The sequence below is a fragment of the Pseudomonas sp. BIGb0176 genome (assembly GCF_024810175.1).
In the GTDB taxonomy this organism is placed as follows: Bacteria; Pseudomonadota; Gammaproteobacteria; order Pseudomonadales; family Pseudomonadaceae; genus Aquipseudomonas; species Aquipseudomonas protegens.
Window position 1 is genome coordinate 188520 of the sequence record NZ_JANUEC010000006.1, and the last position, 17744, is coordinate 206263.

The window sequence follows — 17744 nt, forward strand, 5'->3', positions numbered from 1 at the left end:
TTGATTTGACCGCCGCAGCCGAGATTGCGCGGTTTTGCTCTGTGTGAGGAGAGTCTGAATGAGTCATGTGCTGGATGATCTGGTCGATCTGTTGACCCTGGAAGCCATCGAAGAAAACCTGTTTCGCGGCCGCAGCCAGGACCTCGGTTTTCGCCAGCTGTTTGGCGGCCAGGTGCTCGGCCAGTCGTTGTCCGCGGCCAGTCAGACGGTGGAGGAGGCGCGCCATGTGCATTCCATGCACGGCTACTTCCTGCGCCCCGGGGATGCCGCGCTGCCGGTGGTCTACCAGGTGGACCGGGTGCGTGACGGCGGCAGCTTCAGCACCCGGCGAGTGACGGCGATCCAGAAGGGCAATCCGATCTTCACCTGCAGCGCCTCGTTCCAGTACGACGAACAGGGTTTCGAGCACCAGAACAGCATGCCCCAGGTGGTCGGGCCGGAAAACCTGCCATCGGAGCTGGAGATCACCACCCAGCGCGCCCACCTGATTCCCGAGCACATGCGCGAGAAGCTGCTGTGCCCCAAGCCGATCGAAGTGCGCCCGGTGACCGAGAAGGACCCCTATAACCCGCAGCCCATGGATCCGGTGAAGTACGTCTGGTTCCGCGCCGACGGCGCCCTGGCCGACAGCCCGGCGCTGCACAAGTACCTGCTGGCCTACGCTTCGGATTTCGGCCTGCTGACCACCTCGATGCTGCCCCACGGCAAGTCGGTGTGGCAGAAGGACATGCAGGTCGCCAGCCTCGACCACGCTCTGTGGTTTCACGCCGACCTGCGCGCTGACGACTGGCTGCTGTATGCCATGGACAGCCCCTGGGCCGGAAACTCCCGGGGCTTCTCCCGGGGCAGCGTGTTCAACCGTGCCGGGCAGTTGGTGGCCTCGGTGACTCAGGAAGGGTTGATCCGCCATCGCAAGGATTGGGCATGAGTCTTTCAGAGATAAAACATTGGGTGTTCGACATGGACGGCACCCTGACCATCGCTGTGCATGATTTCGCGGCGATCCGCGAGGCGCTGTCGATTCCTGCCGAGGATGACATCCTCACACACCTGGCGGCCTTGCCGGCGGACGAATCCGCGGCCAAGCATGCCTGGCTGCTGGAACACGAGCGCGACCTGGCCCAGGGTTCGCGCCCGGCGCCGGGTGCGGTGGAACTGGTGCGGGAACTGGCCGGGCGCGGTTATCGCCTGGGCATCCTCACCCGCAATGCGCGAGAGCTGGCCCATGTGACCCTGGAGGCCATCGGCCTGGCGGACTGCTTTGCCGAGGCCGACGTGCTGGGCCGCGACGAAGCACCGCCCAAGCCCCATCCGGGCGGTTTGCTGAAGCTGGCCGAAGCCTGGGATATCTCGCCGTCACGGATGGTCATGGTGGGGGACTACCGCTTCGACCTGGACTGCGGGCGGGCCGCCGGGACCCATACGGTGCTGGTCAACCTGCCGGACAACCCCTGGCCGGAGCTGACCGACTGGCATGCCCGGGATTGTGCGCAGTTGCGCGACCTGCTGTCGGCCTGAGGGCCCTGTTCGCCGGCAAGGCTCCCGTCGGAGCCTTGCCGGCGAAAGCGTCATTCCAGGCAGCGCCTTTCTTTACTTGAACACTGCCGCCTGCCCCTCGGGCGAGGTGAACATCCGGTCACCGTCATGCCCGACCCCGGGCACTTCCACCAGCCGTTGCAGCAAGCCTTGCGGATGACGCCGTACCAGGTAGTCGAAGTAGTTGTGCCCGCGAATCAACCGGTACGCGCCCTGGGTCTCGGCGGCGCAGCTCTTGTCCAGGGCGGGATGGTTGGGATCGGTGTCCTGCTGGCCCAGCAGGTAGGTGATGTCGCGCGTCACGTAGCCCTGTTCGAGCTGCGCCGGGGAATGGCCGCCGGCATAGGCCGGCAGCCGGTTCAGGCCGTACTTCCAGTCGTTGAAGCCCGGGCAACTGGCCGGTTCGAATGCCACCGGGCGCCATGCGTCGAAGTAGGCGTAGGACGACGGATTGGCGATCACGTAGCGCAGGCCGATCCCGGCCTTTTCCAGCTCGGGGTGGCTGCCGGTGCTCAGCGCATAGCGCTGCACCACCTGGGCGCCGCCGGAGTGACCGGCGATCACCACTTCCTTGAGTGCCGGAAAACGTTTGCGGTCTTCCAGGCGCTGGAGGATGGCATCGAGCACCGCATAGGAGCTGACGGCCTGCGGGCCCACTGAAGGCTCGCCGGCCATCCAGCCATTGCCCTTCCAGCGCAGTAGCGCGTCTGGCAATTGATGGCGGGCGATGTCGCTCTGGTTGAGAAACTGCGGGGCGATCACCAGGGTTGTTGTGCTTTGCCCGGCCTGCCCGGCAGCGCTTTGCCCACTGTGCAGATACGTCTGGGCGTTGCGCAGCCGGCCGTGAACGATGATCAGGGCCCGCTCTACGCCCGGCAGCGGCTGGCGCCAATCCTGGCTCAGGCCCAGCGCCAGTTGCCCGCCCTCCAGGGGCAGGCGTTGCGGGCTGATGACCTTGACCCCCTGTTCCGCCGCCTGGACGCCGCAGCCACCCAGGCACAGCAGCAGGACCAGCAAGCGGCGCATCTACAGGCTCCTGGCGCTGAAGGTATCGCACTGGCTGACCTGGCCCTGGCTGAAGCCGGTCTTGAACCAGCGCACTCGCTGCGCCGAGGTGCCGTGGGTGAAGGAGTCCGGCACCACCCGGCCCTGGCCTTGCTGCTGCAGGCGGTCGTCACCGATGGCATTGGCGGCGTTCAGGGCTTCTTCCACATCCCCGGGTTCCAGCCAGTTCAGGCGCTTCTGTGCGTGATAGGCCCAGACCCCGGCAAAGCAGTCGGCCTGCAGCTCCTGGCGTACCAGCAGGCCGCCATCGCCTTGCATCTGCTGGCCTTGCTGGCGCGCGGCCTGGATTTTTGCCGAGACCCCGAGCAGGGTCTGCACGTGGTGCCCGACTTCATGGGCAATCACGTAGGCCTGGGCGAAGTCGCCGGCGGCGGAAAAGCGCTGGGCCATCTCCCGGAAGAAGTCCATGTCCAGGTACACCTGGCGGTCGGCGGGGCAGTAGAAGGGCCCGCTGGCGGAAGTGGCCGCGCCACAGGCGGAATTGACCCGGCCCCGGAACAGGATCAGCTTGGGCGGCTGATACTGGCGGCCGGCTTGCTGGAAGATCTGGCCCCAGGTGTCTTCGGTGTCACCGAGGATGGCGCGGACAAACTCTGCCTGTTCGTCATTGGCCGGTGGTGCCTTGCGTGCCTGGGTGGTGGCCGGCGCTGAAGTCTGCCCGCTCTGCTGGCCCAGCAGTTGCCCGAGGATCTGCAGCGGATCCTGGCCGGTGGCCCAGCCGATGCCGACGATCAGTACGATCGCCGTCAGGCTCAAGCCCTTGCCTCCACCGAACCGCATGCCACCGCCACCGCCGGCGCTGCTGTCATCTCGCGCGTCCACGACGTTGTCGCTGCGCCGGCCTTTTTTCCAAAGCATGGGGGTGTCCTCGTTTTTTCTGCTGGTCAGTGTTGCTGGTGGCTCGAACCGGCGCCAGTCCGGTCGTCAGGGATTTTTCTGCACGCTACCATGGCCCGGTTACGGATCGATCCGATCCAGGTGCATTCGGGGCTCCCTATTGAACATCGATACCCGCATCAAATTCCGTCACTTGGTGTGTTTTCTTGAAATGGCCCGCCAGGGCAGCCTGGCCCGGGCGGCCGATGTCCTGGCGGTGAGCCAGCCGGCGATGTCGAAAACCCTCAAGGAACTGGAAGCGTTGCTGGAGACCCGGCTGTTTGCCAGGAGCAAGGCCGGCCTCAGCCTGACCGAGGCCGGGCGGGCCTTCCTGCGTTATGCCGGGCCTTCGGTGCAGGCCCTGCGGGAAGGTGTCAGCAGCCTGCGCGGCGGTGAGTACGCCGCCGGGCTGGTGCGCATCGGTGTGCTTTCCACGGTGGAAAGCCTGCTGCTGCCGGAGGTGATACGGCGCCTGCATCAGCGCCATTCTGCGCTGACCGTGAGTGTGCTGACCGGCCCCAGTGCTTACCTGCTGTCGCAATTGCGGGTCGGCGACCTGGACCTGGTGGTGGGGCGCATGACCGAGAGCCCGGAGATCCACGGCCTGAGCTTCGAGCACCTTTACAGCGAATCCATGACCCTGGTGGCCCGCCCGCAGCATCCACTGGCAACCGGCCCTCTGGACCGCGACGCGGTGAGCGCCTATCCCCTGGTGCTGCCCCTGGCCGGCACCAGCATTCGCAAGCACGCCGACAGCCTGTTCATCCAGTGCGGCATTGCTCCGTCGCAGCAGCGTCTGGAAACCCTCTCGGTGGCCCTGAGCCGACGCTACACCTTGTCCAGCGACGCGCTGTGGATCGCGCCGCTGGACGCCGTGCGCCTGGACCTGGCCAATGGTGAACTGCGGGAGCTGGACCTGGGCCTGCGCGAACCCGGTGGCTCGGTGGGGATTTCCAGCAATGCCAGCCTGCCCTTGTCCCTGGCGGCGCAATGGGCGGTGGAGGTGCTCCGGGAAGTGGGGCTGGCCTATCGCGAGGGCAGTTATCCATAACCATTTGGTTATTGATTGAGGGCGGCATTTCAATTTTCCCCGCTCCTGGTTTGTTTGAAACTGCGCCGGCTGCGCTCCATAAATCAAACAACAGGAGATCGACATGTCTGATGCAGACAGCAGTCGCTTCGTGATTCGCGACCGTAATTGGCACCCCAAGGCCCTGACCCCCGACTACAAGACCTCCGTCACTCGTTCCCCGCGCCAGGCGCTGGTGAGTATTCCACAATCGGTCAGTGAAACCACAGGCCCGGACTTTTCCCACCTGCGCACCGGGCGTTTCGACAACGACTTGCTGCTCAACTTCAACAACGGTGGCTTGCCCGTGGGCGAGCGGATCATCGTTTCCGGGCGGGTCTGCGATCAGTACGGCAAACCCATTCCCCATACCCTGGTGGAAATGTGGCAAGCCAACGCCGGCGGCCGCTACCGGCACAAGAACGACCGCTACCTGGCGCCCCTGGACCCGAACTTCGGTGGCGTCGGCCGGGCCCTCACCGACCGTGATGGCTACTACAGTTTCCGCACCATCAAGCCCGGCCCCTACCCGTGGCGCAACGGCCCCAATGACTGGCGCCCGGCGCATATCCATTTCTCCATCAGTGGCCCGTCGATCGCCACGCGCCTGATCACCCAGCTGTATTTCGAAGGCGACCCGCTGATCCCGCTGTGCCCGATCGTCAAGTCCATCGCCAACCCGGACGCGGTACAGAGCCTGATCGCGCGCCTGGACATGGGCGGCGCCAACCCCATGGATTGCCTGGCCTACCGCTTCGACATCGTGCTGCGCGGCCAGCGCAAGACCCACTTCGAGAACTGCTGAGGAGCCTGACATGCCTGTTCAACTGCTGCCTGAAACCCCCTCGCAAACGGCCGGCCCCTATGTGCATATCGGCCTGGCCCTGGCGGCCGCGGGAAACCCGCCGCGCCCCGAGGAAATCTGGAACCAGATGGCCAAGGCCGATGCGCCGGGTGAGCGGATCCTGCTGATCGGCCACGTCTACGATGGCAATGGCCACCTGGTGCGCGATTCATTCCTGGAGTTCTGGCAGGCCGACCACGCCGGGGTCTACGACCCGGTGTTCGATACGGAGAAACCGTTCAACTGCTTCGGTCGCACCGCCACCACCTTCGATGCCGGGGAATGGACACTCAACACGGTCAAGCCCGGGGTGGTGAACAACGCCGCCGGCGTGCCGATGGCGCCGCACATCAACCTGTCGCTGTTTGCCCGGGGGATCAATATCCACCTGCACACCCGGCTGTACTTTGCCGACGAGCCGGAGGCCAACGCCCAGTGTCCGGTGTTGAACCTGATCGAGCAGGCGCAACGTCGGGAAACCCTGCTGGCCCATCCTTGCGAGGTGAATGGCCAGCGCGCCTATCGCTTCGACATTCGCATCCAGGGTGAAGGCGAGACAGTGTTCTTCGATTTCTGAAGCATCGCCAAGCCAGGGATGGCCAGCGCTCGAGAATCCGCCCCCTGACGCCACGCTGCGGTGTCAGGGGGCGTTTCGTTTCAGTGGTCGAAGTGGTCCCACACCGGGGCGAAATCCGGGTTGACCTGACGCTGGTCCTTGGGCAGGGCGGCGATCAGCGCCCGGTCTGCATCGTCCAGGTGGATCTTCAGGGACTCCAGGTTGGCCAGCTGGTTGGCCCGGCTGCTGGCCTTGGGGATGGCTGCCACATTGTCCTGGTCGAGCAGCCACTTGAGGGCCACCTGGGTCGGCAGCACGCCGTGCTTGGCGGCGATCTGCTGGATTTCGGCCACCTCTGAGACCTTGTTGCGCGCCAGCGGGGTATAGGCGGTCAACACCATGTCGCGCTCGCGGGCGTAGTCCAGAAGGCCGCTCTGGCCCAGCAGCACGTGGTACTCCACCTGGATCGCCGACAGCGGAGCGCCCAGCCCTTCGATCACTCGGCGCAGCAGGGCCAGGGGAAAGTTGGCCACGCCAATGTGTTTCACCAGCCCCTGCTCCTTGAACGACACCAGGGTTTCGATGCTGCGTTCCAGTTCCCAGTCGCTGGTGGGCCAGTGAATGTGGAACAGGTCGATGTAGTCGGTTTGCAGGGCTTTCAGGCTGCGCTCCAGTGAGTGGCGCATGGCGGTGGGTTGCAACTGGTCCCACCAGACCTTGGTGGTGACGTGGATCTGCTCCCGGGGCACAGGAGTGTTGGCCAGGGCCTGGCCCACCGCTTCTTCGTTGTTGTAGGCCTGGGCGGTGTCGATATGCCGGTAACCCAGTTCCAGTGCCTGTTCCACGGCGCGGGTGCATTCCTGGTCGAGCATTGGCCAGGTGCCCAGGCCGAGCTTGGGCATGTGCAGGCCGCTGTGGGTTAGGACGGGGCAGTCAAGGGTATGAGGCATGGGCAATCTCCCTGTGGATAAAAGAGCACAGCCGGTTGAGGGGCGAGTGACGATCCGGGCTGCGGGGGTGTTGCTGAAGGTTGGACAGCATTGGTGGGCGGAAAATGCCCGGAAAATCGAGGTGGCGGGCAAGCCGTTATTTTGCATTTTATGGAAGTGAGTTCCAAAAAATATACGAGCTCGGCTACCCTGCTACAAGGCGCCGTGCCGGGTACAAGACTCGATCGGCGCCGATTCCGGGCGGTAATCGAACACCGCCGCCCGGTTCCCCAACTGGCCGCTTGTCTCTAGAATCGGCCAAATTTTGTCGGGACCCGACCATGGCTGGCAGTCAAATCGAACGCGTCTTCAGTGTTCTCGAACGTCTTACCGCTGATCCCCGTGGGCTGCCGCTGCAGACCCTGGCCGAGCAACTGGAGATTCCCAAAAGCGCCACCCACCGCTTGCTGGCGGAGCTGATCCGCCTGGGTTATGTGCGGCAGAACCCGGACAACCTGCGCTACCAGCTGTCCACGCGGCTGGTAGCCATGGGCTTTCGCTACCTGTCCGCCAGCGGCGCCGATATCGTTCAGCCAGTACTGGACCGCCTGGCGGTCGAATCCGGCGAGCTGGTGCGCCTGGGCGTGATCGAAGGCGAGCGCCAGACCTGGATCGCCAAGTCCCAGGGCGCCCGTTCCGGCTTGCGCTACGACCCGGACATGGGCCGTGAGGCACCGTTGTTCTATACCGCCTCCGGGCATGCCTGGCTGGCCACCCTGAGTGATGCCGAGGCCCTGTCCCTGGTGGAGCGCCAGGCGGCCGAGCCCCCGACGGACCTGGGGCCCAACGCTCCGCGCTCGAACATCGAACTGCTGGAGCGCCTGCGCCTGGCCCGGGAGCAGGGCTATGCCTGGGTCGAAGAAAGCTCCGCCGTGGGCACCTCGGCGATCGCCGCGGTGGTGCGCCATCCCATTGATGGCCGGGTCGTGGGCGTGCTCAGCGTTGCCGGGCCCAGCGCACGCCTGCCTCTGGCGCGGCTGCACGAACTGGCGCCACTGCTGTTGCAGTTTGCCGAGGAACTGTCGGCCGCCAGCCAGGCGTCCGAGTTGTTCAATTGAGATAACGCCGCGGGGCCTTGCTTGGCGATCTGCCGCTGGGCCGGTGGTGGCCTTGATACCGCCGCGTCTGTTGCACAGCCGTTCGCAGCCTGCGGCAGCGGCTACGCAGACCTCGACTCGGCACAAAGCTGTTCGATAATCGGACGGTATTTTTTATCCCTCTTGTGTGAAAGTGGAACTGAGTTCTAAATATTTGAAATTCAGTGTCCCTATAACAATCACAAGAGGATCTTCCATTGAGCACGCCACTGCGCATCGCCCTGATCGGCGTCGGCAATATGGGGCAGCAGCACTATCAGCACCTCAAGACTCTGGCCGAGGCCTGCCTCTGCGCGGTGGCCGATCCCGGCCCCCAGGCGGCGGCTGTCGCCGCACAATGGCAGGTGCCGCACTTTGCCGATCACCAGACCCTGCTCCGGGAAGTCCGCCCGGATGCGGTGATCGTTGCCAACCCTAACAACCTCCATGTCAGCACCGCCCAGGATTGCCTCGCCGCAGGCGTGCCGGTGCTGCTGGAAAAACCGGTGGGCGTGCATCTGGATGAAGTGCGCGAATTGGTAGCGGCCACGCGGACCACTGGGGTCCCGGTGCTGGTGGGGCATCATCGACGGCACAACCCATTGATCGCCCGCGCCCATGAACTGCTGCGCAGCGGCGCCCTGGGGCGCCTGACCAACGTCACCGCACTCTGGCAATTGCAGAAGCCCGAGCACTATTTCGACATTCCCTGGCGCCGCGAGCCCGGCGCCGGCATGTTGCTGACCAACCTGATCCACGACCTCGACCTGTTGCGGCACCTGTGCGGAGAAGTGCGACAGGTGCAGGCCATCACCAGCAACACCGTGCGTGGTTACGCCAATGAGGATTGTGCGGCGGTGCTGCTGCAGTTCGACAACGGCGCCCTGGGCAGCCTCACCGGTTCCGATGCGGTGGCGGCGCCCTGGAGCTGGGAGCTGGATTCCGGGGAGAACCCGGTGTATCCGCGCCAGGCCGATCAGCCTTGCTACCTGCTGGCCGGCACTCAGGGAGCCTTGAGCATTCCTCAGCTCAAGCGCTGGCACTACGCCGAAGCGGGCGCCGGTTGGCACCAGCCCTTGTTGATGCAGCAGGAAAGCTTCGTGCCGGATGAGGCGCTGCGCTTGCAACTGCAGCATTTCGTCAAGGTCGCCCGGGGCGAAGTCGCGCCCCTGGTCAGCGCCGCCGATGCCGCTCGTACCCTGGCCCTGATCGAAGCCATTCGCCAGGCCGCCGCCACGGGTCGCGCCTGCACCCCAACCCCCATTGAGTGAACAACTGATGAGTGAACGGATTTTTTCCCTGGCCAGCCTGACCGTGCTGGAGCTGTCTCCGCCAGAGATGGTGGAAGTGGCGGCCCGTGCCGGCTACAGCCATTTGGGCCTGCGGCTGGTGCCGGCAACCCCGGAGGAACATCACTTTCCGCTGGTGGCCGATACCGGCTTGCGTCGGCAAACCCGGGATCGCCTGCGCGATACCGGGGTGCGGGTGCTGGATGTGGAGATCCTGCGGCTCAAGCCGCAGACCCGGATCAGCGACTTCGAGGCGGTGCTGGCGGTGGGCGCCGAGTTTGCCGCCAGCGAGTTGCTGGTGGCGGGCAATGACCCGGATGAAGCCCGCATGACCGACAACTTTGCCGCCTTGTGTGATCTGGCGGCGCAGTATGGCTTGCACCCCCATCTGGAGTTCATGCCCTGGACCGATGCGCGCAACCTGGAGCAAGCCGTGCGCGTGGTGGAGAACGCCGCTCGCAGCAACGGCTGCGTGCTGGTGGACGCCTTTCACTTCGACCGCTCGGGATCGCGCCTGGAGGACCTGGCCAAGGTTGATCCGGCGCGCCTGCGTTATGCACAGTTGTGCGATGTCGCCGGGCCCTGTCCGGACGATATGCAGGAGATCCTGCGCCAGGCCCGCAACGAGCGGCGTTTTCCAGGGGAGGGCGACTGTGATCTGGCGGGGCTGCTCAAGTGCCTGCCGCCAGAACTGCCCCTGAGCCTGGAAATACCCACGGTGCAGTTGCTGGAGCAGGGTGTGAGTGCTTTGCAGCGAGCGCAGATGGCGCTGGATGCAACTCGCGCGCTGCTGGCCAGGATCTGAGTCGGCGGGAGGACTTTCGCCGGCAAGCCGGCTCCTACAAATACCCGGTAGGCGCTGGCGGACCGCGAAGCTGTGTTTTCAATCACCCCAAGGAATGCCCATGACCCGCAGCACGCCACTTTCCGGGATCAATCACCCCTTCAAGGGCATTCTGCTGATCGTCCTGGCGACCTTTCTGTTCGCCAGCCACGATGCCCTGTCCAAATACCTGTCGGGGTTCTTCCCGGTGATCATGGTGGTCTGGGCCCGTTACCTGATCCATACCTTGCTGATGGCCGGGATCTTCCTGCCGCAATCCGGCCTGCGGGTACTACGTAGCAAGCGACCGCTGCTGCAACTGCTGCGGGCTCTGTGTTTGCTGAGCACCAGCCTATTGTTCACCTCGGCGTTGCTGTTCATCCCCCTGGCCGAGGCCACGGCGGTCAACTTTCTCGCCCCGGTGCTGGTCACCGCATTGTCGGTGCCCTTGCTCGGCGAACAGGTGACGCGCGGCCAATGGCTGGCGGTGATCTGCGGGTTTGTCGGGGTGCTGATCATCGTGCATCCGGGCGGCGAGCTGTTCACGCCGGCGGTGTTGCTGCCGTTCTGTTCGGCGCTGTTCTTCTGTTTCTATCAACTGCTCACACGCAAGCTGGCCGAGCATGACAGCCCCACCACCAGCAACTTCTTTGCCGGGCTGTGCAACACCCTGGTGATGACGGCGCTGGTGCCGTTCTTCTGGCAGACCCCCGGGTTCCTCCATGGCTTGCTGATGCTGGCGCTGGGCGCCTGCGGCATGAGTGCCCACCTGTTCCTGACCCAGGCCTTTCGTCATGCGGCGCCGGCGCTGCTGGCGCCCTTCGGTTATTGCCAGATTGTCTTTGCCGGGTTGCTGGGCTGGTTGCTGTTCGGCCACGCGCCGTCGTTGATCACCCAGGTGGGCATCATCGTGATCTGCCTCAGCGGGCTGGCGGCGGCCTGGCAGCAACGCCGCCGCTGAGACGATTCAGAAACGCAAGCGTACCACCAGGTTCTGCAGGCCGGCCGCCAAGTGTGACAGCTCCTGGCTGGTGGCGTTGGTGCGGGTGGCTGCGTCGGCGCTTTCCAGGGACAGGTCGCGGATGTTCAGCAGGTTGCGGTCCACTTCACGGGCCACCTGGGCCTGTTCTTCCGAGGCACTGGCGATCACCAGGTTGCGCTCGTGGATCTGTTCCATGGCCCGGGTGATTTCCCCCAGGGCCAGCCCGGCCTGCTCGGCGATGGACAGGGTCTGGGCCACCCGCTGACTGTTGCCGTGCATGGACTGCACCACGCTGTCGGTGTCGCCCTGGACCCGGCCGATCATCTGTTCGATTTCCTGGGTCGACTGCTGGGTGCGATGGGCCAGGGCCCGCACTTCGTCTGCCACTACGGCAAAACCACGGCCGGCTTCCCCAGCCCGCGCGGCCTCGATGGCGGCGTTCAGGGCCAGCAGGTTGGTCTGTTCGGCAATGGCGCGGATCACGTCCAGCACCTTGCCGATTTCCCGTGACTGCTCGGCCAGGGTCTGCACTTGCTGCAGGGCGATGCCGACATCGCTGCTCATGGCCTGGATCGCGTCCAGGGTCTGGGTCACCCGGGCTTGCCCCTGGGTGGCCTGGGCGGTGGACTGGCGGGTGGTGTCGGAGGTGGACACTGCGTTGCGTGCCACTTCCTCGACGGCCGCGGTCATCTCATTGACGGCCGTGGCTGCTTGCTCGATTTCGTTGTGTTGCTGCTGCAGCCGGCTGGAGTCCTGATGGGTGCTCTGGCTCATCTGTTGCGCGGCGGCGGCCAGTTGGGTCGAGGTGCTGCTGATCAGTTGCAGGGTTTCACGCAGGCTGGCCTGCATCCTGGCCAGGGCCTTGAGCAGGCGCGCGGTTTCATCGCTGCCCTCGCTGTGGATGGGGTGGCCGAGATCGCCGGCGGCCACTTGCTCGGCCACGCTCACAGCCTGGCGGATGGGCACGACGATGCTGCGAATCAACAGCCAGGCCAGGCACAGGGTCAGCAGGGCGACGGCGATCAGGGCGCCGATCACCGTGATTTTTACTTGGGTGTAGAGCGCGTCTGCATGCTGGGCCGACTGGCTGACCTCCTCGGAAGTCAGGTTCATCAGCTCGGCGAACTGGTCGCCGGTCTGGGTCGAGTAATCCTGGATCTTGCCGTTGAGCAGCGCTGTCATCTCGCTGCTGCGGTTGTCCCGGGACAGGGCTTCGTACTGGGCCAAGGCCTGTTGGTAGCTCTTGACCGTGGCGAGGAATGCTTCGTATGGCACCCGATTGTGATCGCCCACCAGCGGCGCGAACCTGGCCAGGGCCTGGTCGAGCCAGGCTTGTACCTGATGCAGGCGGGCAATGGTGCTTTCCAGCACTTGCGGTTCACGGTTGAGGGCCATGCGCAGGCTCAGCACGCGGATGCTCAACACGTAGTCGCGCACTTCTCCCAGGTAGCGGGTGCTGGGCAGGGAAATGTTTTCGGTGTGTTGGCCGGTGGCGCGGACTTCGGCCACTTGCTTGAGGGCGAACAGCCCCTGCAGCAGGACCAGCAGGGCAATCACGCCGAAGCTGATCACGGCGCGTTGGGCGATGCTCAGGTTACCGAGCGTCATGGGACGATCTCCGAGTCTGGAAAAACAAAAGGGGGGGAGGGCGAGCCGATAAAAAAACGCAGGCCCGGAGTGGGCCTGCGTGAAAGGAGCATCAGTCTTCTACGCGGGGAATCTTGCGCGGGGCCATGAAGTACATCCAGGTCAGGGCAATGAAGTACATCGCCGGGATCAGGGTGAACAGCAGGGTGTAGTTGTTGTTGGTCACGGTCAGGATGTGGCCGACGATCTGGGTCATGAACATGCCGCCGATGGCCGCGCACATGCCGCCGAAGCCGAACACCGTGCTCATCATGTGCTTGGGCGTGTAGTCCATCACCAGGCTCCAGATGTTGGCGGTCCAGGCCTGGTGCGCGCCGATCCCCAGGGAGATGGCGAACACGGCCAGCCACAGGTTGGCGGTGCCGGCGGCCATGATCACGCCGATGATGCAGCAGGCGAACAGGAACATCGACAGCAGCCGCGCCTTGATCGGGTTCATGCCGCGCCCGATCAGGAACGAAGAGAGGATGCCGCCGCCGACGCTGCCGAAGTCGGCGGTCAGGTAGATGATGATCAGCGGGATGCCCATCTGGGTCACGTTGATGCCCAGGTTGTACTGCTGGTTGAGGAACGGCGGCAGCCAGTACAGGTAGAACCAGAACACCGGCGCTGTCATCGCGTAGGCCAGGGCGAAGGCCCAGGTGCCGCGCATGCGCAGGATGCGGCTGAAGGGCACGCGGGTTTCTTCCGGCTCCACCTGTTGCTGGATGTAGGCCAGCTCGGAGGCTTTGACGCTTGGATGATCTTCAGGGTTGAAGTACTTCAGGCCCCAGAACAGCAGCCAGATGCCACCCAGCGCGGCCATGCACAGGAACGCGGCCTGCCAGCCCCAGGCGTGGAGGATCAGCGGCAGCAGCATGGGCGTGAACATTGCGCCGACGTTGGTCCCGGCGTTGAAGATCCCGGTGGCCACGGCCCGTTCGCCGGCCGGGAACCACAGCCGCGTGGTCTTCACGCAGGCCGGGTAGTTGGCGGCTTCGGTGAGCCCGAGAATGAACCGGCAGACCATGAAGCCCGCCGCCGAAGTGGCCAGGCCGTGGGCGCCGGTGGCCAGGCTCCACAACAGCACGGCGAAGAAGAACACCCGCTTCACCCCAACCCGGTCGATCAGGCGGCCCTGGAGCACGAAGCCCACGGCGTAGCCGACCTGGAACCAGAAGTTGATGTTGGCGTAGTCCATCGCCGTCCAGTTCATTTCCTTGGCCAGGATCGGCTGCATCACGCCCAGTGCGGCGCGATCTATGTAGTTCAGGGTGGTGGCGAAGAACACCAGGGCGAGCATGCCCCAGCGGGTCTTGCCGACCGCCATGGCGCCGCGGATCTTGTCGCCGATGCCGCCGGCAACGCTGAGGCTCGGGGCGATGCGAGAGCTTTGGGAAGGAGTCATGTGGGCCATCCGTTCAGTGACTGGCGAGCCGGGGCTCGTCGGAACTCAAGGGCGCGTGATCAACCGTCGGCGGGGGCATGGCAGCCCGGGAACCTGCGGGTTGATCGGCTGGGGCGGCGCGTCGCTGCGGCAGATGCCGGGCAGGTGAGCGCCATCGGGTCGGCTGCAGCTCAGGGCTGTAGCGCGGCGTATTCCAGGGTGCCGGTTGAGGCCGTTGGCGGTATCAGCCAAAGGGATGTGCAGCAGTGAAGGGCGTTGAGTGCAAGCATGAGGGTGTACCCGATTTTTGAAATTTTTATGGTGTGTTCTGGGTCTGGGTGATTGAAGCCGGGGGTTTGGGGCCGGCTCAACGTGCTATCGATGGTGCGCAGTGGCTGAAAAATCGTCAATTCGCCAATCTGTATTTTGTTCGATAATCGAACACAAAACTAACTGGTTCGTACACTTTAACAAGGCCTGTGGAATAATCCGCAACATCCAATAAAAAGCCGCGGTCCCCCTGTGCCCGACTGGCCGTCCTTACCCGGGAGTCGAATCATGCAGCGTTCCATTGCCACCGTGTCCCTGAGCGGTACCCTGCCGGAAAAACTCGAAGCCATCGCCGCCGCCGGGTTCGACGGCGTGGAGATCTTCGAGAACGACCTGCTCTACTACGACGGCAGCCCTCGGGAAATCAAGCAGATGTGCGCCGACCTGGGCATTGCCATCACCCTGTTCCAGCCATTCCGGGATTTCGAGGGCTGTCGTCGCGACCGTCTGCCGCGCAACCTGGAGCGCGCCGAGCGCAAGTTCGACCTGATGCAGGAGCTGGGCACCGACCTGGTGCTGGTGTGCAGCAACGCCTCGGCGGACAGCCTGGGGGACCGGCAGATCCTCATCGACGACCTGCACCTGCTGGCCGAGCGGGCCGGTGCTCGGGGCCTGCGCATCGGCTACGAAGCCCTTGCCTGGGGCCGTCACGTGAATACTTATCAACAGGTCTGGGACATCGTGCGCAGCGCCGATCACCCAAGCCTCGGGGTGTTGCTGGACAGCTTCCACACCCTGTCGCTCAAGGGCGACCCGGCGGCGATTGCCGAGATTCCGGGGGACAAGATCTTCTTCGTGCAGATGGCCGATGCGCCGATCCTGGCCATGGATGTGCTGGAGTGGAGCCGGCATTTCCGCTGCTTCCCCGGCCAGGGCGAATTCGACCTGCCGGGTTTTCTGGCGCCGATCATCAAGAGCGGCTACACCGGGCCGCTGTCCCTGGAGATCTTCAACGACGGCTTTCGCGCCGCGCCGCCGCGGGCCAACGCAGCCGATGGCTTGCGCTCGCTGCTGTACCTGGAAGAGAAGACCCGCGAGCGCCTGCTGCAGGAAGGCCAGCCGGTGGCGAACATCGACACCCTGTTCGCGCCGCCTGCGGTGCAGGCCTATGGCGGCACCGAGTTTCTCGAGTTCGCCGTGGACGAGGCCCTGGGCGCCAAGCTCGGCGGCTGGCTGGAGCGCCTGGGGTTCGCCAGGGCCGGGCAGCATCGCTCCAAGAGCGTCAGCCTGATGCGCCAAGGGGATATCAACCTGATCCTCAACTCCGAGCCCTATTCCTTCGCCCACAGTTTCTTCGAGGCCCACGGCCCTTCGGTGTGTGCCACGGCAATCCGGGTCAAGGACAGCGCCAAGGCCCTGGAGCGGGCGGTGGCCTACAAGGGCCAGCCCTATCGCGGCCTGGTTGGCCCCAATGAGCTGGAGCTGGCGGCGGTGCGCGAGCCCGATGGCAGCCTGATCTACCTGGTGGATCAGCAGCAGGGCGGCCAGCACCTGTACGACACCGATTTCAATATGCACAGCGGCGTGGTGGCCAAGGGCGGCCTCAAGCGCATCGACCACATGGCCATGGCCCTGCCGGCGGACAGCCTGGACAGCTGGGTGCTGTTCTACAAGAGCCTGCTGGACTTCGAGGCCGACGACGAAGTGGTGCTGCCCGACCCCTACGGCCTGGTGAAAAGCCGCGCCCTGCGCAGCCGTTGCAGCTCGATCCGCCTGCCGCTGAACATCTCGGAAAATCGCAATACTGCGATCTCCCATGCTTTGTCCAGCTATCGCGGTTGCGGGGTGCACCACATCGCTTTCGATTGCGACGACATCTTTGCCGAAGTCAGCCGGGCCAAGGAGGCTGGCGTGCCGCTGCTGGACATCCCGCTCAACTACTACGACGACCTGGCGGCACGCTTTGATTTCGACGACGATTTTCTCAGCGAACTGGCCTACTACAACGTCCTCTACGACCGCGATGCCCAGGGCGGCGAGCTGTTTCACGTCTACACCGAGCCCTTCGAAGGGCGCTTCTTCTTCGAGATCATCCAGCGCAAGAACGGCTATGCCGGCTACGGTGCGGCCAACGTCGCGGTGCGCCTGGCGGCCATGGCCAAATCACGCAGCGGTGCCGTGCGCCAGGCCAAGTTGTAGAAGATTGTTAACGACGGCGGTAACGGCCGCCGTCGCGCTTTCTTTCGCAGGGTGACGCGGCCCATAATCGCCCGCGTGTGCAGTGATGGCCGTGAGCCCAGAATGACAATGACCAGTGAACGCTCGATTGCGCCCGATGAGCCTGCTCTCGAACCGCGCAAGAGTCGCAAGAACAACCCGGAAAAGACCCGCGAGAACATCCTTCAAGAAGCCATTGTCGAGTTCGTCCAGCAGGGCTTGTCCGGCGCGCGAGTGGATGCGATCGCCGAACGCATCCATACCTCCAAGCGCATGATCTATTACTACTTCGGCAGCAAGGAGCAGCTGTACGTCGAGGTGCTGGAGAAGCTCTACGGCGATATCCGCAGCACCGAGAGCCGCCTGCACCTGGCAGAGCTGGCGCCGCAGGAAGCGATTCGCCGGCTGGTGGAGTTCACCTTCGATCACCACGACCGCAACGTCGATTTCGTGCGTATCGTCAGCATCGAGAACATCCACAAGGCCGAGTACGTGAAGCAGTCCGGCGTGATCAAGGCCATGAACAACACCATTCTCCATGCCCTGGGCGAGATCCTCGAGCGCGGCGCGCGCGAAGGCGTGTTCCGCGGCGGCCTGGATCCGCTGGACGTGCATTTGCTGATCAGCTCGTTCTGTTTCTACCGGGTCTCGAACCGCCACACCTTTGGCGAGATCTTCCAGATCGACCTGCCGGATGAAGGCATCAAGCAACGCCACCGGGAGATGATCTGCGAGTCGGTGCTGCGCTACCTGCAGGCCTGATCCCACTCTTTGTAGGCGCTGGCTTGGCAGGCGCTGGCTTGCCAGCGAAAGCGCCCGTAAGATCGCCATCGCCACCAAGGCTTCTGCAACCTGCACCACGACAAGGAAGGCACCATGGGCAACCCCGTTCCAACCCTGAAAATAATCCTGATCCTGATGATCGTGGTCGACACGTTCTGGTTCGGCGAGCGCCTGCTGTCCCTCACCGGGTTCAGCATGTTCGACTGGTTGCCGTCGTCGGTGATCAGCCTGGTGGGCATCCTCGGCAGCCTGCTGATGATTCTCTTCAATGTGCTGCTGATCGGCCTGCTCTCGCGCCTGCAGCTCAAATCCGACTAAGCAGGCTGTAGCCGCTGCCGCAGGCTCGCCAGCGCCCT

The 17744-nt window shown here is 64.4% G+C and carries 17 protein-coding genes and 1 pseudogene; 12 read left to right on the forward strand and 6 right to left on the reverse strand.

All coding sequences use genetic code 11. The features are described from left to right. Positions 1-58 precede the first annotated feature (58 nt). Both tesB and M2395_RS29420 read left to right on the forward strand, forming a co-directional pair. The gene (tesB, locus tag M2395_RS29415) at positions 59-928 is read left to right on the forward strand and encodes an acyl-CoA thioesterase II (RefSeq protein WP_011063621.1); all 870 of its coding nucleotides are present in this window, start codon (positions 59-61) and stop codon (positions 926-928) included. Further along, entirely contained in the window at positions 925-1518 is a 594-nt protein-coding gene (locus M2395_RS29420) for an HAD family hydrolase (RefSeq protein WP_019093834.1), read from the forward strand. The genes tesB and M2395_RS29420 overlap by 4 nt, the downstream gene beginning before the upstream one ends. Before the next feature lie 72 nt (positions 1519-1590). On the opposite strand, the gene M2395_RS29425 is transcribed toward M2395_RS29420, so the two are convergent. Then, positions 1591-2562 carry an alpha/beta hydrolase gene (locus M2395_RS29425; RefSeq protein WP_123431471.1) on the reverse strand — a complete coding sequence of 324 codons (972 nt, stop codon included), beginning with the start codon at positions 2560-2562 and terminating at the stop codon, positions 1591-1593. Next, on the reverse strand, positions 2563-3459 hold the full coding sequence (locus tag M2395_RS29430; RefSeq protein WP_011063618.1) for a neutral zinc metallopeptidase: 897 nt from the start codon (positions 3457-3459) through the stop codon (positions 2563-2565). It abuts the gene before it with no gap. A gap of 139 nt (positions 3460-3598) precedes the next feature. Between M2395_RS29430 and pcaQ the strand changes: the two genes are divergently transcribed. The 3 genes from pcaQ to pcaG all read left to right on the forward strand — a co-directional run bounded on the left by pcaQ (position 3599) and on the right by pcaG (position 5967). Then, positions 3599-4528, forward strand: a complete 930-nt coding sequence (gene pcaQ, locus M2395_RS29435; RefSeq protein ID WP_077934826.1) for a pca operon transcription factor PcaQ — start codon at positions 3599-3601, stop codon at positions 4526-4528. 103 nt (positions 4529-4631) lie between these two features. After that, positions 4632-5351, forward strand: coding sequence for a protocatechuate 3,4-dioxygenase subunit beta (gene pcaH, locus M2395_RS29440; protein WP_011063616.1), 720 nt, complete (start codon positions 4632-4634; stop codon positions 5349-5351). A 10-nt stretch (positions 5352-5361) separates the two neighbouring features. Next, positions 5362-5967 (forward strand): protocatechuate 3,4-dioxygenase subunit alpha, encoded by a 606-nt coding sequence (gene pcaG, locus M2395_RS29445; RefSeq protein WP_123431472.1) that lies wholly within the window; start codon positions 5362-5364, stop codon positions 5965-5967. An 80-nt stretch (positions 5968-6047) separates the two neighbouring features. On the opposite strand, the gene M2395_RS29450 is transcribed toward pcaG, so the two are convergent. Further along, the gene (locus M2395_RS29450; protein WP_123431473.1) at positions 6048-6896 is read right to left on the reverse strand and encodes an aldo/keto reductase; all 849 of its coding nucleotides are present in this window, start codon (positions 6894-6896) and stop codon (positions 6048-6050) included. Between the two features lie 320 nt (positions 6897-7216). Between M2395_RS29450 and M2395_RS29455 the strand changes: the two genes are divergently transcribed. The 4 genes from M2395_RS29455 to M2395_RS29470 all read left to right on the forward strand — a co-directional run bounded on the left by M2395_RS29455 (position 7217) and on the right by M2395_RS29470 (position 11084). Continuing rightward, complete coding sequence (locus M2395_RS29455) at positions 7217-7993, forward strand: IclR family transcriptional regulator (protein WP_011063613.1); 777 nt, start codon at positions 7217-7219, stop codon at positions 7991-7993. A gap of 236 nt (positions 7994-8229) precedes the next feature. Beyond that, positions 8230-9282 (forward strand): Gfo/Idh/MocA family protein, encoded by a 1053-nt coding sequence (locus M2395_RS29460; RefSeq protein WP_123431474.1) that lies wholly within the window; start codon positions 8230-8232, stop codon positions 9280-9282. A gap of 7 nt (positions 9283-9289) precedes the next feature. Next, positions 9290-10105, forward strand: a complete 816-nt coding sequence (locus M2395_RS29465) for a sugar phosphate isomerase/epimerase (RefSeq protein ID WP_077934824.1) — start codon at positions 9290-9292, stop codon at positions 10103-10105. Between the two features lie 100 nt (positions 10106-10205). After that, positions 10206-11084, forward strand: coding sequence for a DMT family transporter (locus M2395_RS29470; protein WP_077934823.1), 879 nt, complete (start codon positions 10206-10208; stop codon positions 11082-11084). A gap of 6 nt (positions 11085-11090) precedes the next feature. Here M2395_RS29470 and M2395_RS31985 read toward each other — a convergent pair whose 3' ends face one another. The 3 genes and pseudogenes from M2395_RS31985 to M2395_RS29480 form a co-directional block, all read right to left on the reverse strand. Further along, positions 11091-11954, reverse strand: a complete 864-nt coding sequence (locus tag M2395_RS31985; protein ID WP_370508980.1) for a methyl-accepting chemotaxis protein — start codon at positions 11952-11954, stop codon at positions 11091-11093. Continuing rightward, positions 11946-12713: pseudogene (locus M2395_RS31990) on the reverse strand (MCP four helix bundle domain-containing protein); the annotation flags it as partial. The pseudogene M2395_RS31990 and the gene M2395_RS31985, both read right to left, overlap by 9 nt. Before the next feature lie 91 nt (positions 12714-12804). Beyond that, positions 12805-14139, reverse strand: coding sequence for an MFS transporter (locus M2395_RS29480; protein WP_011063608.1), 1335 nt, complete (start codon positions 14137-14139; stop codon positions 12805-12807). A gap of 537 nt (positions 14140-14676) precedes the next feature. Between M2395_RS29480 and quiC the strand changes: the two genes are divergently transcribed. From quiC to M2395_RS29495, 3 genes are all read left to right on the forward strand, one after another. After that, positions 14677-16587: a 3-dehydroshikimate dehydratase QuiC gene (gene quiC, locus M2395_RS29485; protein WP_123431475.1), complete on the forward strand. Its 1911-nt coding sequence runs from the start codon at positions 14677-14679 to the stop codon at positions 16585-16587. Positions 16588-16689: 102 nt separating this feature from the next. Further along, positions 16690-17367: a TetR/AcrR family transcriptional regulator gene (locus M2395_RS29490; RefSeq protein WP_011063606.1), complete on the forward strand. Its 678-nt coding sequence runs from the start codon at positions 16690-16692 to the stop codon at positions 17365-17367. 114 nt (positions 17368-17481) lie between these two features. Next, positions 17482-17706: a hypothetical protein gene (locus M2395_RS29495; protein ID WP_015637127.1), complete on the forward strand. Its 225-nt coding sequence runs from the start codon at positions 17482-17484 to the stop codon at positions 17704-17706. The last annotated feature ends 38 nt before the right edge of the window (positions 17707-17744 follow it).